This is a genomic window from Vibrio sp. EJY3 (assembly GCF_000241385.1).
In the GTDB taxonomy this organism is placed as follows: domain Bacteria; phylum Pseudomonadota; class Gammaproteobacteria; order Enterobacterales; family Vibrionaceae; genus Vibrio; species Vibrio natriegens.
The window spans coordinates 247,561-266,714 of sequence record NC_016614.1 but is presented as its reverse complement, the minus strand read 5'-3'; the positions used below and the strand labels follow the sequence as shown (position 1 = coordinate 266,714).

Below are 19,154 nucleotides of genomic sequence, written 5' to 3'. Positions count from 1 at the left end.
AATTTGTTATTTATTCATCTTCACAGTGTTCCGTCTTTCGACACATTCAAATTACTCCCAGACACAAAAAGAGACAAATTAAATACAAGTTAAACGTGATCGAATACAAATAAAAGATATGCTTTGAGAAAAAGCTCACAAAACATGACCTATAGATAATCTTTATACGTATATTGTGTGCTTTAAAACCGAATAATTGCGATACAACTCAATAAAGGTTATTGATTTGTATTATTTGCGATGTGATAATTTCATCAGAAATTAGAGAGGTAACTTATGCTGTATAAACAAGTCATGCAGGAGCTAAAAAACCGAATTGATTCCGATGAATTCGCGATTGGTGACACGCTTCCAACCGAAAAGGCATTGGTTGATCAATACTCTGTCAGTCGCATTACCATCCGAAAAGCAATTCAAGAGTTAGTACAGCTTGGTTTAGTGGAAAAGCGTCAAGGGGCCGGAACGACCGTAATTGGAAAAACCATGGTCGGCTCTATGCTGGAATTGAAAAGTACAAGTGAATACTTTACGGATGCCAGCAGCAGTCTTGAGTACAAAATTGTTGAGTTTGCTTTTATTGATGCCGACGAAGATCTGGCAAAGATCTTACACATTGAAAGTGGTGAAAAGGTCTACTTTATCCGTCGTTTCAAGCTAATTAACGGCGTGCCTTCTGTTTACGAAGATTCATACATGCCAATGGCGATGTATCCCAAAATGAAGGTGATGTCGCTAGAAGGCTCTAAATACGCCTACCTAGAAAACGAACTCGGTTTTGAAATTGATGGCGCATTTCAAGACTTTGAGGCCATAATGCCCACTCAAAACATGTGTGAGATATTAGGCGTAAATGAGAACAAGCCCCTATTGTGTATCTCATCCGTTGGTATTCTTAAAGATGGACGTGTATTTGAATATACACGCATTGTTTCCAAGCCAGAAACGATGTCTTACAAACATTACCTCAAACGCGGTAAATAACCGACCAGCCTCTTCGGTGAAATGCAACGATCCCAGCATTTTCGTTAAAAACGGACCTAATATTGGGGTTACCCTCCCTATTTCAGACAACATCAAAGACTAAAGACGCCATACAAGAGAGGCGTCTTTGGTCAAGATGAAGTAGAAGAAGAATAAAACCAATTAAAACAAAGCATAGATTACTGTTACATACCGTAGCGAAATGCCTTGCCCAGAGCGACCATATCACGATGAACTGGAGCCAATGCCCGCGCATAACTAGCGAGTAACGTCATTGTATACTGATTACGCTGATGCATAGCTTGGTCGGTACATTGGTGGTCAGTCGTGATCAATTCCTCTACATTGCGAAAGATTAAGTGATCCGGTAAAAAGCACGCGTGGTTGTTCTTGTTTCCCGTCATGCGCAGTTCACTGATCGGATACACGCCATTTACACTAGCTGACACGCTGACTAAAAGTACTGGCTTGTGTGCCAATTCTTCATCGGTAGACAACAGCAAAAAGTTCTTGAGCGCTGGCGTCGCCATTCCATGCCACTCTGGGGTAATAAGAATCACAGCATCCGAGTGTTTAAGTGTCTCGGAAATGGATGTCCATTGCTGCCACTCTTCAGTTTGTTGCCAAACGCCCTCGTTCCAAAATGGAAGGTTAAGTTGATGCAAATCTAAAATGTCTGCGGTATCGAAATGGTCTAAAGAAAGTGACTTTAAATAGCGTGCAACTTGTAGACTTTGCGAGTTTGCACGTTGGCTACCAGATACAATGGTAATCTTCATATTAATTCCTTTTTAAAGCTTGGAGAAAGTAAGTCATTAGATTTATTAGATGACGCAGCCACGCGAGGAGCCGCCAGAACGATAGCAATTAGGACAAACATTGCCCCTAACAGCTGAAGCCAAGTAAGGGTTTGATCGAGCACGAGATAGCCCAATACACATGCAGATACGCTGCTGAGAAAACCGAGAAAAGAAACCGTAATCGGTGGCAGCTTCTCGATTCCTCGAAACCATAGGGAGTAGCCTAAAATCGCGCCAATCACACTCAGATACAGATACCCAATGTAATTTGGCAAGCTTAAGGATTCAGGTAGCCCTTCAACCCATAAAGCCACTGGCAGCAACATGAATCCACCAAAAAGCAGTTGCCAGCCCGTAAAACCCAATAAGGTCATGCCTTGGGGTCTTTGCCACTTTTTCGTTAATACAACGCCAGAAGCCATACTTAATGTGCCGACAGAAGCCACCGCCACCCCCGTCAAATTGATCTGTACAGCACTGTTGATGACCAATAAGACAATGCCCAGTATTCCGACCGCACTCGCCAACATTTGACGCGATGATAGCTCTGATTCAAGCCACTTCCAGCTAAGTAGGATCACAACCATAGGCTGGATAGACATCACTATCGCCGCCATCCCCCCTGGTAAATAAGTAGCAGCGAAGAATAGACAGTAGAAAAACAAACCGATATTTAAAAAACCAAGTACCGCAAGACGCAGCAGCCATTTGCTATCAGGTAACGTCTTGCTAATTAAGACTAAAAACAACCCTGCCGGCAAAGCTCGAATCGTCGATGCAAGCAATGGGCTTTCCGGTGGCAATAACTCCGTTGTCACAATATAAGTACTTCCCCACACGATCGGTGCTATTGCAGTCAAACCGATTGTCTTAATCTGATGTAATCCTTGCATACTGACGCCTCCAACATTCTTTATAAAAAGTATCTTTTGTAAAAGATACTTTTTATAAAGTAATAGATGTTTAATTTACGATCAAGTATCTTTTTAAAAAGATATTTACACAGGAGATAAAAATGTCATTGGATAGTGTCGATTCCATTCTGGCTCAATGGAAAAGCGTCAGACCAGATCTGGACTGTTCTTCTATGGGGGTTATTGGACGTTTGCGCCGAACCAGTAATGCTTGGAAAAGTAAGATGGATAAGGTGTTCAAAGAACATGGCTTAAGCAGCATCGAGTTCGACATCTTAGCAACGATGCGTCGCAGCGATCCTTCTGGTATCACACCCACAGAGTTATATAAGACACTCATGCTTTCTTCAGGTGCTGTCAGTACACGATTAGAGCAGTTGGTAAAAGAAGGGTTGGTAGAGCGTATTTCTAGCGAACAAGACCGACGAAGCTGCAAAGTCACCTTGACCTCAAAAGGTGTTGAGCTGGTTGATACTGCATTAAACGCGCATGTTGAAAACATGGATAACATGCTGAATGCATTAACAAAAAAAGAACAAGATCAGCTAGCCGGCTTACTACGTAAAGTATTGATTTGTGAAGAAAACGAAAAATGATAGCGAAGTAAAAAACGCTTCGATTGAGAATTAACAAATCATTTTATAGTGACAATTTGGGCTGAATAAAGTCTATAAATGCCGAGATTCGCTTAGAAACAGAAGACGACTTGTAATAAACAGCATTAACTTGCTCTCGTCCAATATCAGGAAATCGTTCAGACTCTAAAAGTGACACGAGTCGTCCTTCTTCAATATCTTTTTTCACCATAAAACCCGATAAACACGCGATACCATTACCCGCTAAGACCAGTTGCCGAACCGTTTCACCATTGCTTGAGGTAAAAGTTGGTTTTAACAGGTCAAACCCTTTTAGTGGCCAGTTGTTTAGCGTCTTTGGGCTGGAAAAGCCAATAGTATCGTGTTGGGCTAAGTCAGCAGTGAGCTTTGGAATCCCGCGACGAGAAATATAGTCTGGAGAAGCAACAATATAGAGCGAACTCTTTCCCAACGGACGGGCATGTAATGTCGAATCAGTTAGTTTGCCGATACGAATAGCAAGATCAGTTCTTTTCTCGATCAGATCAACAAAACCTTCGTTTGATGTGAGCTCCAGATGGATATCGGGATAGGATTCCTTAAATGCCTGTGCAAGCGGGACCAGCTGGTGAAACACGAATGGGCTAGCTGCATCGACGCGTAAATTACCACTAGGCAATTCTCCACGTGATATGATCTCTTCCTCAGCCTTTTGGAGTTGAGCCAATCCGCCTCGAACTAAAGCCACAAACTGCCGACCTTCATCGGTGAGTTCTACACGACGAGTGGTTCGATTTAATATTGATACTCCGAGTTGCCTTTCTACCTTGCTTACTGCACGAGATACTCTGGCTAATTGAATATCTAAAACTTCTGCCGCTGCCGAAAATCCACCACTATCAACAACCGCTAATAAAATTTCCAAGTCATCAGAACGTGTCAGCATCACCTTCCCCCACACTAGTAAAACACCAAGTAAATTATTGCATATATAACAAATATAATTTGCTTTAAACAATGTTTTTAACAACAAACCATTTACGCATAATCCAGCTCTCTAAACAACAAGATATGACTCAACGAGTAGGGAGATAAATATGCCTTTAGCACTTCTTGCATTGACGCTCAGCGCCTTTGCTATTGGAACGACCGAATTTGTCATTGTTGGGCTTATCCCAACGATGGCCTCAGACTTACAAGTGTCACTGCCCTCTGCAGGACTCTTAGTGAGTTTATATGCCCTTGGTGTTGCCGTTGGCGCACCAGTGTTAACCGCTTTAACAGGTAAGTGGAATAGAAAACATGTTTTGCTCGCCGTCATGTCATTATTTGTCGCAGGCAATGTAATGGCATGGCAAGCGCCGGGTTATAACACTCTGATTTTAGCTCGCATCCTTACAGGGCTCTCTCATGGCGTATTCTTCTCAATCGGTTCTACGATTGCTACAGGACTGGTTTCAAAAGAAAAAGCAGCGAGTGCTATCGCGATCATGTTTACAGGCTTAACAGTCGCGCTGGTAACAGGGGTGCCGCTAGGTACTTACATCGGACAATCTTTTGGTTGGCAGGCGACCTTCTTGATCGTCGCTGTACTAGGTTTGGTTGCGTTAATTGGAAGCGCTCTTTTGGTACCAAGTAACCTCAAACAACCACCTGTAACTAAGCTAACTTCACAACTAAAAGTATTGACACAGCCTCGCTTGCTACTGGTCTATGCAATTACTGCTTTAGGCTATGGTGGCACATTTACAGCCTTTACGTTTTTAGCCCCGATTCTTGAACAAGTATCCGGCTTTGGTTCCAGTGCGATTGGCTTGATTATGCTGGTGTACGGTGTTTCTGTCGCGGTGGGAAACATCTGGGGTGGAAAAATGGCGGACAAAATGGGGCCAATTAAAGCACTCAAAGTCATTTTTTTCGGGCTTGCAACTGTTCTAATCGTGTTTAATTTCAGTGCGATCTACCCTATCGCGGCCGTTGCCACAATTTTAGTTTGGGGAGCATTTGCGTTCGGTAATGTCCCTGGCTTGCAGGTCTATGTGGTGCAGCTGGCAGAAAAATACACACCTGACGCTGTCGATGTCGCTTCAGGTCTGAACATTGCGGCGTTTAACGTCGGTATCGCACTAGGCTCTTGGAGTGGCGGTTTGATCGTTTCGAACGCTGGCCTAATGCACACGCCATGGATAGGTGCAGTTATCGTGGCCATCGCTTTGGCTCTCACTTGCCTGAGCGGGAGAATCGACAATCAGGAAAAAGGGAAGCCTGATTTCGCGAGTTTAACGTCGAATGTGTAGTGACAACGCAGATACTCTGAAATAGTTTTACGTTACACGAGCAACTGAGCCACACCGACTTTTAGGATTTATTTTCTTAGAGTACTTAGCCTCATGGTCATACCATGAGGCTAAAAATGCATGCGATAAAAATAACGACATCACATCGCAAGTCATTTTTTATTTGCACGTAAGTCGAGAGGATCAACCACTCCCGCCACAATCGCCATACCGACTAATTCGGGTAAGTTGTTGGCTTCAAGACGTTTCATAATTCGAGAACGGTATAAATCGACCGTTTTGATGCTAATTTCCAGCTGTTCGGCTATCTCTCGGCTTGTATAACCTTGAATTAAAGGCAAAAAAACATCCTGCTCGCGAGGGGTAAGCGAAGCAAGTTTTTCCTCTATCAATTGCTGAGCATTACTTCTGATCACACTCGGCTCGCTTTGAAGTGAATCCTGAACGCTGTCTAGTAATAACTGATCGTTGTAAGGTTTTTCGATGAAATCGACCGCACCGGATTTAAATGCACGCACAACAATGGGTACATCAGCGTGACCACTAACAAAAATGACGGGCAGTTTAATGCCTCGACGACGCATTTCTTCCTGTATGTGCAGCCCCCCCATCCCGGGCATGCGGATATCCAGTAAAACGCACGCATTGGCCTCGGGATCACATGATGACAAGAAATCTTGTCCGGAAGAAAACGGCACCGCTTTTAGCCCTACCGATTCAAACAACCAAACCGTTGAATCGAGCATTCCCTGATCATCATCAACCACATATACAATCTGTTCACTCTGCATGTCATACTCCTAACAAGCGTTGCTGCGGGGACCACTGTTCTCCCCTGATCTATCTTTATTGCTACGCAGTGGCAATGAGCAACAAAACGTTAATCCTCTGCGATCAGAAGGCTCAACATCAAGACTGCCGCCAAAACCTTCCACGATTGTTCGACTCATAGATAACCCAAGCCCAAGTCCATCCGGTTTGCTGGTATAAAACGGTGTAAAAAGCTTGTCACTTTCGTCCGGCTTTAGCCCTGGTCCCTGATCCTTAACACGAATAAGCAACCATTGCGCATTAGTGCTCACGTTAATATCTACCATTGAGTCTTGATTAGGATGCACACTCCAATTGGCATCAATGGCATTTCGCAGCAGATTAATCAGTACCTGCTCCAACAAAACAGCATCGCCATATACAAGCGGTCGTTTCTCATGTTCTGCATTGCAATAATTAATGGTGACTTTATATCGACTGGCTTCACTCGCACAAAGCCCCACTGCTTCCCACACCACCATATCGATGTCTAACGGTTGAATATTTCGCGGGCTCTTGCGCAAAAAATTTCGTAGACGATTAATGACGGCTGATGCATGGCTAGCCTGACCACAAATCAATTGCAGCCCTTCTGCAACGCGCGCAGCATTTTGAGGAGTTTGAGGAAGGGTTTCTAAATAACGCTGGCTGGCGCTCGCATAGTTGATCACGGCAGCCAGAGGCTGATTCAGCTCATGAGCAATACCGGATGCCAATTCACCCATCGTAACTAGGCGAGCAGTATGCGCTAACTCATCCTGATGACGCCTCTGTTCTGCCTCTCGTAACTCTCGCTCAGTCATGTCCCGTGCAACCAGCGAGGCGTAATACTGCCCTCCTGCACCTTTGTGAGCGAGTAATACTAACGATGCGACAAAACCTGTTTTGTACTTCAGCGGAGTTAATTTCACTTCTGTGGTCCACGCTCCCTGTCGTATGGCCTCCTCCCAACCTTCCTCTCGAAGCCTGTCAAAATCCTGAGGGCTCAGGAAATCAGCCAGATTCGGCAGTTCACCTTCTTCGCATATCCCCAACGCGGTGCGAGCAGAAGGGTTCATCTTGGTCAATTGCCAGTGCGAATCCGTAAACAGTACCAAGTCCGTGTTGGCTCTGACGACTTCCGCCAGTCGGCTATTTTCCTCTTCTGCCCTTACTCTGGCAGTGATATCCCTCGATATGCCGACAATTTCCACCACATCGCCGGTATACGTTTCCCGAATGCCACGAAACGCAGTTTCGAACCACAAGTAGTGTCCATCACGATGGCGAATACGATAAGTTAAAGTCAGGTAGCCATCTCGCTCCAAGGGTTCAACCATTTGCAAAAGGAGCAAATCTCGGTCGCTAGGGTGGACCATCTCTCTAACTTGCATGCCACGTAACTCTTCAGGCCAATATCCCAGTAGAGTCCAAGAGGCAGCCGAAGCATCCAAAAAACCACCATCGGGACGATGACGAGAGATCAAGTCAGTCGTGTTTTCTGTGATCAGGCGATAAAGCCTTGAGGCGGTTTCTGCATCTCTTTTATTCAGGATTTCTTGCGTTGCATCTCGACAGCGAACGATCACAGACCCTACTGAAGGCTCAGGGAAAAACTGCCACAGAAAGTAGCGTTCATCTAATTTAGATTCCACTTCTGCTATGACTCTTTCCTGCTTCAGACAAGAGGCGATTAATTGAACGTAGTTAACTGGCAACAGATCTTGTAGAGACAAATCATCTCGACAAGACAGGAGGTTCTGCATGGAAATATTGATCGCCTTGGGCCTGGCTTGCTTATCAAAACGTACCGTGGGTAACGGATCACTTTGCAGTAAGCCTTCAGATGGTTGCGCCGAGAGATTTGCCAGCAGTGTTTTTAGTAGGGTTCCCATGGCGGCCAGAGATGAGACATGACTAGGCTGCTCGGTTGAGATAACCAATATCCCTTCCCCTTCCGACGCTTCCCCTTCAGATGTTCGCCCCTTTGGCATCAGAGAAATCACCCCGCCATGAGCTAACCCCGCACGATGTAAACGTCCTCCCAGCCAAGAATCTCCAAGGCGAATATTCGGCAAGGGAACACAAATCTGGCTTTGCAATTGTTCGCGTATTCCATCATCACTGGCATTCAGCGGATTACCGTGTCCAGACGGAAGTGCAGGACCATCTTCATCATTGGTATAAACCTGCTCAGACGGTTGCCAAGGGAGCCAAAAGACCTGTTGAACACCCGGCCAAGTCGAGACATAACGACGCAAAGCGGAAGCCTGCTCCGGGGCTGAACCCTGACGCAATAAACTTAGCCATAAATTGAGGTAAAGCTGTGCACGTTCGCTTTCCATGCCGTCTTCCAAAGATGTGGTTATCAAAACATTCTTCCCTTACGCCTTCCACTCTGACACCCAGCATAAAGGAATATAGGACAAATACTATAAGACTATAGGCTATTACTATAACTCATACGGGTATGCTATAAATTATCACATGTTAATAAAACATTAAATTTAAAGAACACGCTTGTTAACAAAAAGTATCTGATAACGGAATCACCAATAGCTAAAAAAAGGATCTTAAATGTCAATCTATGATAACGATCTTACGCCTTGCGCAGTGAATCACATTGCTCTCACTCCACTGAGTTTTTTGGAGCGCACTGCAACCGTCTACCCTGAGTACCCTGCTGTGATTCATGGCAGTATTCGTCGCAACTGGTCAGAAACCTATCAACGCTGTCGTCAGCTCGCCTCAGCTTTATCCGGCCGTGGTATTGGTAAAGGTGATACCGTATCAGTGATGCTGCCGAATATACCAGCAATGCTAGAAGCGCATTTCGGTGTCCCTATGATAGGGGCGGTTCTCAACACTCTGAACGTCAGACTTGATGCCGAAACCATCGCTTTCATGCTGAAACATAGCGAAGCCAAAGTACTCGTCTGTGACCGCGAATTTCATGCTGTGATTACGGAAGCACTGACTTTGATTGATAATCCGCCACTGATTATTGACGTCAACGATCCAGAATACGGCGGAGAAGAAGCGACCAGCGATCTCGATTATGAAGCCTTTCTGGCTGAAGGCGATCCTAACTATGAATGGCAATGGCCAGAAGACGAATGGCAGGCGATTTCTCTCAACTACACATCAGGAACCACCGGCAACCCGAAAGGCGTGGTTTACCATCATCGTGGGGCTTACCTGAATTCACTCGGCAACCAAATGACCTGGTCAATGGGGCATCACCCTGTCTACCTCTGGACTTTGCCAATGTTCCACTGTAACGGCTGGTGTTACCCATGGACCATTACGGCTTTGGCTGGGGTACATGTGTTCCTTCGCCGAGTTGACCCGCAAAAAGTCCTCACTCTGATTCGTGAGCATAAAGTAAGCCACTTATGTGGAGCTCCGATTGTACTAAATGCTCTGGTTAACATGCCCGAAGAAGCCAAAGCAGCAATTGACCATCCAGTTAACGCGATGGTTGCAGGCGCAGCGCCACCAGCAAAAGTGATTGGCGATGTAGAAAAAATGGGCATCAACATTACCCATGTCTATGGATTAACCGAAGTCTACGGTCCAGTTACTGTCTGCGCATGGCACGAAAGCTGGGATGAGTTCAGCCTTGAAGAACGTGCGACGCTAAAATCACGTCAGGGTGTCCGTTATCCAACCCTTGAAGGAGTAATGGTAGCCGACACGCAAACGCTCAAACCAGTCGCCAAAGACGGTAAAACGATCGGTGAGGTTTTCATGCGAGGTAACACCGTAATGAAAGGCTACCTGAAAAATCCAAGCGCTACGGCAGAAGCCTTTGAGGGTGGTTGGTTCCACACCGGCGACTTAGGTGTATGCCACCCTAACGGCTACATAGAGATCAAAGACCGCCTTAAAGACATTATCATCTCAGGTGGAGAAAACATTTCTACCATTGAGCTGGAAGACGTTCTCTACAAACATCCCGATATTCTTGAAGTTTCCGTCGTCGCCAAGCCAGATGAACGCTGGGGCGAGTCGCCATGTGCATTTATCACTCTTAAGCAAAACAGATTCACGAGTGAAAATGAAATTCTCGACTACTGCCGTGAGCACTTAGCTGGCTTTAAAATTCCAAAGACCATTGTCTTCACCAACTTACCCAAAACGTCCACAGGGAAAGTGCAAAAGTACATTCTTCGCGACTGGGCAAAAGAAATCTAAGTAAATAATAAATCTAAATAAATAAGTAAAAGCTCGGGAGGCATTGCTTCCCCATCTTTTACTACAACACAGCAAAGTAATACTCCCCCGATAACGTCAACAAGGAAGACGCCATGCAAGTTTATAAACGACAGCAGGGAACCGAACAACCATACTGGCCACTGGGGCCTTTTAAAATTCGACTGCCTTTCATTCACTACCGCTGGGAATTTGCGGAAATGCTGCAAGCGTTAATTATGTTTGTAGTGAGCTTAGCGATGATCCCCCTTTTAGAGAAATATCTCGGACTACCTTATGACATCGCTCTGGCCTACGTAGTGGTATGCGGAATTGGCTTTATGATTCCAGCAATGTTAGGTGTACCGTTTGTGCCAGGTTGGATCACTCCGGGTATTCCGGTGGTTTTACTCTTTCTTGGCGACTTCAAGCCAGGACCAGAAGCGATACAAGCGCTGTTCGCTCTTCAACTACTGGTATTTATCATCTTCTTAGTCCTGGGCGTGACTCGTTTGGGCTCCGCGATGGTTAAACTGGTGCCGAACTCGCTCAAAGCAGGGATCATCATCGGTGCCGGGATCGCAGCCATAATGGGCGAAATCTCCAGCGGTGGACGCCTGGCTGCCACTCCAATCTCTCTGAGCATTGGTAGTTTGGTCTGTTTGTATTTGATGTTCTCAGTTTCTTTCAAGGGATTGATTGATAGAGTGCCACTGGCGAAAAAAATCGTTAATTACGGTATGGTTCCTGGCATGCTCATTGCCATTTCAGTGGGCATTTTGGTCGGTGAATACCCAATGCCTGATATCCAATGGGGTATTACTCAACCAGACTTTGTCGGAATGTGGCAGTACTTACCATTCAATATTGGTTTCCCGGATTTAGATGTATTCCTGATGGCCATTCCAACCGCAGTCATTGCTTACATTATTGCCTTCGGGGACATCATTGTGGGTCAATCATTAATGCAACGAGCGGATGAACTGCGTACCGATGAAGTCATTGAAAACAATATCGACCGTGTTCATTTAGTCACCGCGATTCGTAACGCCTTACACGCTTTCTTCGCACCATACCCAGGCCTAGCCGGACCATTATGGACCGCAGTTGCTGCAACAATGGCAGAGCGTTACAAGCATGGGCGCGAAGCAATGGACTCTATCTACAGCGGCGCGGGTACGTTTTGGATCACCGGTTTTATTGCTCTTTTCGCGCTTCCACTGGTTAGTTTCTTCCAACCTGTGCTGCCGATAGCGCTGTCGTTAACTCTGCTATTAACGGGTTACATCTGCCTGATGGTAGGACTAGAGCAGCTAAACAATAACACTGAGCGTGGTATTGCCGGGATGATGGGCGTGGTTCTTGCTGTCTATGGCGCAAGCTGGGGGCTAGTAACTGGGGTTGTCCTTTATGTTCTGATCGAGCGTACTCACATACTGCGTTTTCAGGTCAATAAGAAAGACAGCGAAACCGTCAGCGATAGCTGATAGCTGATAGCTGAATTAACTCAATAAACGCAACAGGCTGTTTTCACCTGTTGCGTTCTAAATCTGCGTTTCTAACACCACCGTCAAAGTCATGTTTAACGTCCCCTTCCAACCCCGATCAACTAACCACTGACACATTCTCTCCAACCCAAGTCAGCAATTGCTTGGCCGCTTTAGATAACACCTGATTCTGGCGAACGATGTAACCAAAGTCTGTGTTGGGGAAGCTTGGCAATGGTATCACCTCTCTGGTTAACTTCAGCCTTGGGTCAATCGAAAAGTCCGGAACAATCGCGGTGCCAAAACCAGCTTCTGCCCAATCGATTTGCGCTTCCACACTGCCTACTTCCATCACTCTATGCTTTGGCAGCTCCAGTTCCGGCAAAGAAGCATCGATCAGTTCTCGCGTACGAGTATCGTGCCCAAGCAGAATAAGCGTCTGGCTTTCCTTTTTGTTTTCCTGCCACTCAAAGATATTGTCGCCAAAAGCACACCAGTGAATCTGGGTCAGAGGGGTAAAGTGAAGCGGTTGACTCTCTTTCTGAGCAATAACAAAACCGATGTCTGCTCGGGCACGTTTCACTAAGTCCACCGCTTGAGATGAGGTGGTGTTGAATAGCGCTAAATCGATGCCCGGATACTCGTTTTTGAATTTTTGAAATGGCTTGATAAGTAACAAGCGCGAGACAATATCGCTGGCAGCAATCGAAAGCGTTCCCTGGGTAAGATCATTAATTGCATTAAGATCCGACTGACAGATCTGCAGCTCGTTCAGCATGTGTTGCGCAGTATTCAACAAGCGCTTTCCAGCCTGAGTCAGTTGCACAGGATTTCGTTCAATCAATTTCGTCCGTGTTGCTTGCTCAAGCTGCTTAATGTGCAAGCTGACATTCGGCTGAGTCATATGCAGCTCTGTAGCCGTTTTGCCGAAATGTTTCACTTCAGCCAACGTGACAAATGTCCTCAGCCAATTCAAATCCAACATTGCCCACTCCGATATGAATTTCTTATCAATCTGATTAGTATAATTAATTTCTCTTATTAAGGCGAACAACATAAGATTTTTCGGTCTGTTATTGGAGTACAAATTATGTCGTCTATCGTTGTTGTGGGTGCAAACTGGGGTGATGAAGGCAAAGGCCGCATCGTTGACTTTTTGGCAGAGCAAGCTTCTGCGAGTATTCGTTTCCAAGGTGGTAACAACGCGGGTCACACCGTGGTTAACAACCTGGGCACGTTTAAGCTACACCAGCTTCCAAGTGGCGTATTCAACCCAGACTGTTTGGCAGTTTTAGGTCCGGGTATGGTTATCAGCCCTGCGTTGCTGTCTCAGGAGATTGCGGAAGTCGAAGAAGCGGGCGTTAAAGTGAACATGCGCATTTCTGATCGCGCAACACTGTGTCTACCTCTACATGCACTTGAAGATACGCTAGAAGAACAGCGTTTAGGCGACAAAGCATATGGTTCTACTCGTCAAGGTATTGCACCTGCGTACGGTGACCGTGTGATGAAAAAAGGCATTCTTGTTGGTTGGTTAAAGCAACCTGAAGTACTAGTTGAACGTCTTCAATTTATGATGGATTGGAAACTACCTCAACTACGTGCGCTTTACCCTACATTTGAGTTTGAACAGACGGCAGAAGAGTTAGCGAACTGGTTACTAGAAGTATCTGCACCTTGGCGTGATGCTATCTGTAACGTAACGCTTCCTCTTAAAGAGCTGCAAGCAGAAGACAAGACCCTGCTATTCGAAGCGCAACTTGGTGCTGGTCGTGACCTGGTTTACGGTGAATACCCATGGACAACGTCTTCAAATGTTGTCTCTATGTATGCAGGTATCGGTAGTGGCCTACCAGCTCTTCGTCCAGAGCGCGTAATTGCTGTAGCGAAAGCATTCAGTTCATCAGTAGGTACAGGCACGCTGATCACTGCAATGGAAGAGCAAGATGCATTCCGTGAACTTGCAGGTGAGTTCGGCGCAACAACAGGCCGTCCACGCGACATGGGTTACTTTGATGCAGTAGCAACCAAAAACGGGGTTGAGCTACAAGCAGCGACAGAAATCGCGCTAACCAAAGTAGACTGTCTGACGGGTCTTAACGATCTTAAAATCTGTGTTGGCTACGAAGGCGATCACAGCGAAAACCCAATCTGGCCTCAAACAGCAGCACTAGCACCAATCTACGAGAAAATGGAAAGCTGGAGCGAAGACATCACAGGATGTCGTCAGTTTGAAGAGCTACCAGTAGCGGCACAGAAATACGTACTACGTATTGAAGAACTTATGGGCGTACCAGTAAAAATGGTTTCTGTGGGTCCTGGTCGTGAACAAATGATTATGCGTTAAGGTGTGATGGATACCAACCAACGTTGGTAAACCACATCTTTTGGCAGCGGCTTCCATCTGTTCCGGGGTGAAGCCGCTTTTTTTTATTTTTGAAACCTGACTGAACGCCGTTTCGGTCTAGAACGGTTTCCCGTTAAAACAATCTGCGCTTCATTCCCGCCTTTTCCAAAATTCGAGTCGAAATTTCCTCAACAGAAAGCGACGAGGTATTGATATAAGGAATCGCTTCTCTTCGGAACAGCGCTTCAACCGTATTCAACTCCAATTTACATTGTTCTTCACTGGCGTAATCACTGCCCGATAAACGATTCTCGCGAATTTCATTCAATCGTTCAGGGGTAATGGTCAATCCAAACAACTTATGACGATGTATCTCAAACTCAGGCAACAAGCGCAGCATCTTTACGTCTTCCGCAATAAACGGGTAGTTCACCACGCGCAGACCAAACTGCATTGCCATATATAAGCTGGTTGGGGTTTTGCCACTGCGCGATACACCCAGAAGAATGATATCTGCCTGCTCCAAGCCTTTTAGCGTAATGCCATCATCATGGGCGAGCGTATATTCGATTGCAGCAATGCGGTCAAAGTAAGTATCGGAGTCTTTACCCACACTTCGGGAGCGCTGCAACTTTGGCGTGGGTGCCATCTGAATGTCGTCCTGAACTTTTTGCACAATGCTTTCAAGCACATCGTAGCTGAAAGCAGGAGCCGCAAGCAGCATTTCCCGCACTTCTGGCACAACTATAGAGAAAAACACCAGAGGCTTAACACCATTTCGGCGGTAGGAAGCTTCTATTTCTTTGACGACATCCAATCCTTTGTCTGGAGTTTCCACAAAAGGAAAGGTTTTTTCATTAGGAATGAATGAAAATTGACCTAGAACAACATGGGCTAATGTCTCACATGTTATCGCCGTACCGTCAGAAACATAGAATACATCACGACTTTGGGTATTTGTTTGCATTTTTGTTTAATATTTCAAAATCTTTTGAGTAGGATGGTCAACATAATATTAATAAATCAGTTTGGCTTTCAGTTAGGTTCCCCACAGCTTTGAAAATTCGTTGAGTTTTTTTTAGCTAGAACGTAATCGATTGCCTTTGATATCAACCTGAACAAGTGAATGGTCGAAAATTGTTCAGAAAAAGTCGCTCATAGTGAATTATAAATTTCAGTAGCTTATTACTCTGGTTACACAATTTATAAAAACACCCTCTGTGATTTTAACTGACAATAACGAGTAAGCATTTGTTTAGATTGACTTAAGTCCCCCTACAAAAGCTGCAATGTTTCTGGAGAAAGACATGCAAAAGAACACCCTCTGGTTCAATGGCCTATCCATGAATGATGTCGACAAGGTCGGCGGTAAGAACGCTTCGCTTGGTGAAATGGTTTCTAACCTCGCTAACGTTGGCGTTTCTGTTCCAAATGGTTTTGCGACAACCTCATATGCGTTCAATAAATTCCTTGACCATGAAGGTTTGGATGATCGTATTCACCAACTACTCGATGAACTGGATGTTGAGGATGTAGACGCTCTGCGTAAGACAGGCGCGACCATCCGTCAATGGGTTTTAGACGCCCCTTTCCCAGCAGATCTTGAACAAGATATCCGTGAAAACTATCAAGAACTGGTTGAAGGTAACCCTGAACTTTCAGTTGCAGTTCGCTCTTCTGCAACAGCGGAAGACTTACCTGATGCATCTTTTGCTGGTCAGCAAGAGACCTTCCTAAACGTCAAAGGTATTGACGCTGTAATGGAAGCGACGAAGCACGTTTACGCTTCTCTATTTAACGACCGCGCTATCTCTTACCGTGTACACCAGGGTTTTGACCACCGTGGTATCTCACTGTCAGCAGGTATCCAGCGCATGGTGCGTTCTGACAAAGCTTCTTCAGGCGTAATGTTTACTCTGGACACAGAATCAGGCTTCGACCAAGTGGTATTCATCACTTCGTCTTGGGGTCTGGGTGAAATGGTGGTTCAGGGCGCAGTTAACCCGGATGAGTTTTACGTTCACAAGCCAATGTTGGAAGCGGGTGCTCACCCAATCGTGAAGAAAACATTCGGTTCTAAACAGATCAAAATGATCTACTCAAACAGCCAAGAAATCGGCAAACAAGTAGACATCATTGATACGTCGGATGAAGAGCGCAACACTTTCTCTCTAAACGACGACGAAATTAAAGAGCTTGCAAAACAAGCGATGATCATCGAGAAGCACTACCAGCGTCCAATGGACATTGAGTGGGCGAAAGACGGCATCGACGGTAAGCTTTACATCGTTCAGGCTCGCCCAGAGACCGTATGTTCTCAAAGCGAAAAGAACGTTATCGAGCGTTACGAGCTAAACAACAAAGCAGACGTTTTAGTTGAAGGTCGTGCAATCGGTCAACGTATCGGTAAAGGTGCGGTACGTTTAGTTGATTCACTAGACCAAATGTCACTGGTTCAAGACGGCGACGTACTGGTAACTGACATGACTGACCCAGATTGGGAACCAGTAATGAAGAAAGCTTCTGCTATCGTAACCAACCGTGGCGGCCGTACTTGTCACGCAGCGATCATCGCTCGTGAACTTGGTATCCCAGCTATCGTTGGTTGTGGTGATGCAACCAGCAAACTGTCTGACGGTATCGAAGTGACAGTATCTTGTGCAGAAGGCGAAACAGGTTACGTTTACCAAGGCGATCTTGATTTTGAAGTGAAGCGTTCTTCTGTCGATGAGCTACCATTGCTACCGACTAAAGTAATGATGAACGTGGGTAACCCAGATCGCGCATTCGATTTCGCTCAAATTCCAAACGAAGGTGTTGGTCTTGCGCGTCTTGAATTCATCATCAACAAGATGATCGGTATTCACCCGAAAGCGCTACTGAACTTTGATGCTCAAAGCGATGAGCTAAAAGCAGAAATCACGCAGCGTATCCGTGGTTACAAAGATCCTATCGACTTCTACGTAAGTAAGCTGACAGAAGGCATCGCGACTATCGCTTCTGCATTCTGGCCAAAACGCGTTATCGTTCGTATGTCTGACTTTAAGTCTAACGAATACAGCAACTTGGTAGGTGGTAAATCTTACGAGCCGCATGAAGAAAACCCAATGCTGGGCTTCCGTGGTGCATCTCGTTACATTTCACCAGTGTTTGAAGACTGTTTCGAGCTAGAAACTCAAGCAATCAAACGCGTTCGTAACGAAATGGGCTTGAAGAACATCGAGATCATGATCCCGTTCGTTCGTACTCCTAGCGAAGCAGCGTCTGTAATCGACCTATTAGCTAAGTTCGACCTACGCCGTGGTGACCAGGGTCTGAAAGTTATCATGATGTGTGAACTGCCTTCAAACGCAGTACTGGCAGATGAGTTCTTGAAGTACTTCGACGGCTTCTCTATCGGTTCAAACGATATGACTCAGCTAACACTTGGTCTGGACCGTGACTCTGGCGACGTGGCTCACCTATTTGATGAGCGTAACGCTGCGGTTAAAGTCATGCTGAAAATGGCAATCGACGCAGCAACGAAAGCTGGTAAATACGTAGGTATTTGTGGCCAAGGCCCTTCTGACCATGAAGATTTAGCGGAATGGTTGATGGAGCAAGGCATCAGCTCTGTATCACTTAACCCAGATACGGTTATCGATACTTGGTTGCAGCTAGGTAAAGTTAGCAAGTAATTCGCGTTAGAATTCTCTAATCTAAAGCCCTCAAACTTCGGTTTGGGGGCTTTTTGCATTCTGTAGCAAGACTTTATGTCAATATTGCGTGAGTTCGTGACAATATTCGCAGCCTAGCGTCATGCGTAATTTTCCCTCTGCAGATTTTCACCTAGAATGAAAGAAACCCATTTCGCAAGAGATTGAAGTCGATGAAAAAACCGATCGTTATCTTAACAACGCTAATGTTACTTGCCTCTCCGGCCCATGCAGACTGGGATAAAATTTCCGAAAAGATGTCTGAGCTGGGTGATGCGGTTGCGGAAGGCGCGCAAGAGGCATGGGACAGTACGAAAACGTATTCCAAACAAGCTTGGCAAGATTTTATGAACTGGTCAGAAGAAGCGATGAACACGGCTGGTGAGTGGACGGATGCGAGCATTGAAAAAAGCAAAGAGTGGATTGATATCGCGGATAAAAAGATTGATGAGCTGATGGAAGGCGATACGCCAGAAGAAGCACGACAAGCGGTCGATTTGATGGCTGACAGCACCATGTTCAAACTCTTCAATGAAAAACCGGAAGCGAAGGCACTCTACGACCAAGCATATGGCTACGCGGTATTTGACTCTCGCAAGTTATCTTTACTGTTCCACACCAACTCTGGCTCTGGCGTTGCGGTAAATAAAGAGACAGAAAAACGCACTTACATGAACATGTTCGGAATGGGCTTGGCACTCGGCGCTGGCGGCAAGTTTTATCAACAAGTGGTGCTGTTTGAAAACCAAAAAGATTTCGACACTTTCGTTAATGAAGGCTGGGAAGCGTCCAGCGAAGCAACGGCTCTTGCAGGCGATGAAGGTGAGGAACTCAGCACACACTTTAACAGTGGTGTCGCGGTGTACCAGTTGAACTCAAAAGGTCTGTTAGTCGATGTCAATGTGTCTGGTTCTAAGTACTGGGTCAACGAGGAGCTAACCAACTCTCAGTAAGTGAAGGACTCAAGAACAAATAGAAGCCAAGGGGAGAACCGCCGAAGCAAAAGGTGACGCTCCCCTTTCTCGATGCATCGGTTTTGGTTATGCTTACATGAAACCACTTCAATTCAACTTCG

General features: G+C 45.7%; 15 protein-coding genes. 8 read left to right on the top strand and 7 right to left on the bottom strand.

The window, feature by feature from the left end; genetic code table 11:
- Positions 1 to 276 precede the first annotated feature (276 nt).
- Positions 277 to 981 (top strand): GntR family transcriptional regulator, encoded by a 705-nt coding sequence (locus VEJY3_RS17135; protein ID WP_014233667.1) that lies wholly within the window; start codon positions 277 to 279, stop codon positions 979 to 981.
- A 185-nt stretch (positions 982 to 1,166) separates the two neighbouring features.
- Here the strand turns inward: VEJY3_RS17135 and VEJY3_RS17130 are convergent, their stop codons facing one another.
- Both VEJY3_RS17130 and VEJY3_RS17125 read right to left on the bottom strand, forming a co-directional pair.
- A complete protein-coding gene (locus VEJY3_RS17130; protein ID WP_014233666.1) occupies positions 1,167 to 1,760 on the bottom strand; it encodes an NADPH-dependent FMN reductase in 594 nt (197 codons plus the stop codon).
- Positions 1,757 to 2,674 (bottom strand): DMT family transporter, encoded by a 918-nt coding sequence (locus tag VEJY3_RS17125; protein ID WP_014233665.1) that lies wholly within the window; start codon positions 2,672 to 2,674, stop codon positions 1,757 to 1,759. The genes VEJY3_RS17130 and VEJY3_RS17125 overlap by 4 nt, the downstream gene beginning before the upstream one ends.
- 122 nt (positions 2,675 to 2,796) lie before the next feature.
- Here VEJY3_RS17125 and VEJY3_RS17120 point away from each other — a divergent pair, with 122 nt between their 5' ends.
- Complete coding sequence (locus VEJY3_RS17120; protein ID WP_014233664.1) at positions 2,797 to 3,291, top strand: MarR family winged helix-turn-helix transcriptional regulator; 495 nt, start codon at positions 2,797 to 2,799, stop codon at positions 3,289 to 3,291.
- A gap of 43 nt (positions 3,292 to 3,334) precedes the next feature.
- Here VEJY3_RS17120 and VEJY3_RS17115 read toward each other — a convergent pair whose 3' ends face one another.
- Positions 3,335 to 4,216 (bottom strand): LysR family transcriptional regulator, encoded by an 882-nt coding sequence (locus tag VEJY3_RS17115; protein WP_014233663.1) that lies wholly within the window; start codon positions 4,214 to 4,216, stop codon positions 3,335 to 3,337.
- Positions 4,217 to 4,367: 151 nt separating this feature from the next.
- On the opposite strand from VEJY3_RS17115, the gene VEJY3_RS17110 reads away from it, so the two are divergent.
- Positions 4,368 to 5,567 (top strand): MFS transporter, encoded by a 1,200-nt coding sequence (locus tag VEJY3_RS17110; RefSeq protein ID WP_014233662.1) that lies wholly within the window; start codon positions 4,368 to 4,370, stop codon positions 5,565 to 5,567.
- 152 nt (positions 5,568 to 5,719) lie between these two features.
- Here the strand turns inward: VEJY3_RS17110 and VEJY3_RS17105 are convergent, their stop codons facing one another.
- A complete protein-coding gene (locus VEJY3_RS17105; protein WP_014233661.1) occupies positions 5,720 to 6,358 on the bottom strand; it encodes a response regulator transcription factor in 639 nt (212 codons plus the stop codon).
- Positions 6,359 to 6,367: 9 nt separating this feature from the next.
- Positions 6,368 to 8,728: an ATP-binding protein gene (locus tag VEJY3_RS17100; RefSeq protein ID WP_237708191.1), complete on the bottom strand. Its 2,361-nt coding sequence runs from the start codon at positions 8,726 to 8,728 to the stop codon at positions 6,368 to 6,370.
- A gap of 205 nt (positions 8,729 to 8,933) precedes the next feature.
- Between VEJY3_RS17100 and VEJY3_RS17095 the strand changes: the two genes are divergently transcribed.
- Both VEJY3_RS17095 and VEJY3_RS17090 read left to right on the top strand, forming a co-directional pair.
- Positions 8,934 to 10,553: an acyl-CoA synthetase gene (locus VEJY3_RS17095; protein ID WP_014233659.1), complete on the top strand. Its 1,620-nt coding sequence runs from the start codon at positions 8,934 to 8,936 to the stop codon at positions 10,551 to 10,553.
- Positions 10,554 to 10,666: 113 nt separating this feature from the next.
- The gene (locus tag VEJY3_RS17090) at positions 10,667 to 12,037 is read left to right on the top strand and encodes a hypothetical protein (protein WP_014233658.1); all 1,371 of its coding nucleotides are present in this window, start codon (positions 10,667 to 10,669) and stop codon (positions 12,035 to 12,037) included.
- Positions 12,038 to 12,155: 118 nt separating this feature from the next.
- Here the strand turns inward: VEJY3_RS17090 and VEJY3_RS17085 are convergent, their stop codons facing one another.
- Positions 12,156 to 13,022 carry a LysR family transcriptional regulator gene (locus VEJY3_RS17085; protein WP_014233657.1) on the bottom strand — a complete coding sequence of 289 codons (867 nt, stop codon included), beginning with the start codon at positions 13,020 to 13,022 and terminating at the stop codon, positions 12,156 to 12,158.
- A 105-nt stretch (positions 13,023 to 13,127) separates the two neighbouring features.
- Here VEJY3_RS17085 and VEJY3_RS17080 point away from each other — a divergent pair, with 105 nt between their 5' ends.
- Positions 13,128 to 14,384 carry an adenylosuccinate synthase gene (locus tag VEJY3_RS17080; RefSeq protein WP_014233656.1) on the top strand — a complete coding sequence of 419 codons (1,257 nt, stop codon included), beginning with the start codon at positions 13,128 to 13,130 and terminating at the stop codon, positions 14,382 to 14,384.
- A 133-nt stretch (positions 14,385 to 14,517) separates the two neighbouring features.
- Here the strand turns inward: VEJY3_RS17080 and VEJY3_RS17075 are convergent, their stop codons facing one another.
- Positions 14,518 to 15,351, bottom strand: a complete 834-nt coding sequence (locus VEJY3_RS17075) for a pyruvate, water dikinase regulatory protein (protein ID WP_014233655.1) — start codon at positions 15,349 to 15,351, stop codon at positions 14,518 to 14,520.
- 340 nt (positions 15,352 to 15,691) lie between these two features.
- Here VEJY3_RS17075 and ppsA point away from each other — a divergent pair, with 340 nt between their 5' ends.
- The gene (gene ppsA / locus VEJY3_RS17070; protein WP_014233654.1) at positions 15,692 to 18,061 is read left to right on the top strand and encodes a phosphoenolpyruvate synthase; all 2,370 of its coding nucleotides are present in this window, start codon (positions 15,692 to 15,694) and stop codon (positions 18,059 to 18,061) included.
- A gap of 191 nt (positions 18,062 to 18,252) precedes the next feature.
- Complete coding sequence (locus VEJY3_RS17065) at positions 18,253 to 19,032, top strand: YSC84-related protein (protein WP_014233653.1); 780 nt, start codon at positions 18,253 to 18,255, stop codon at positions 19,030 to 19,032.
- Positions 19,033 to 19,154 lie beyond the last annotated feature (122 nt).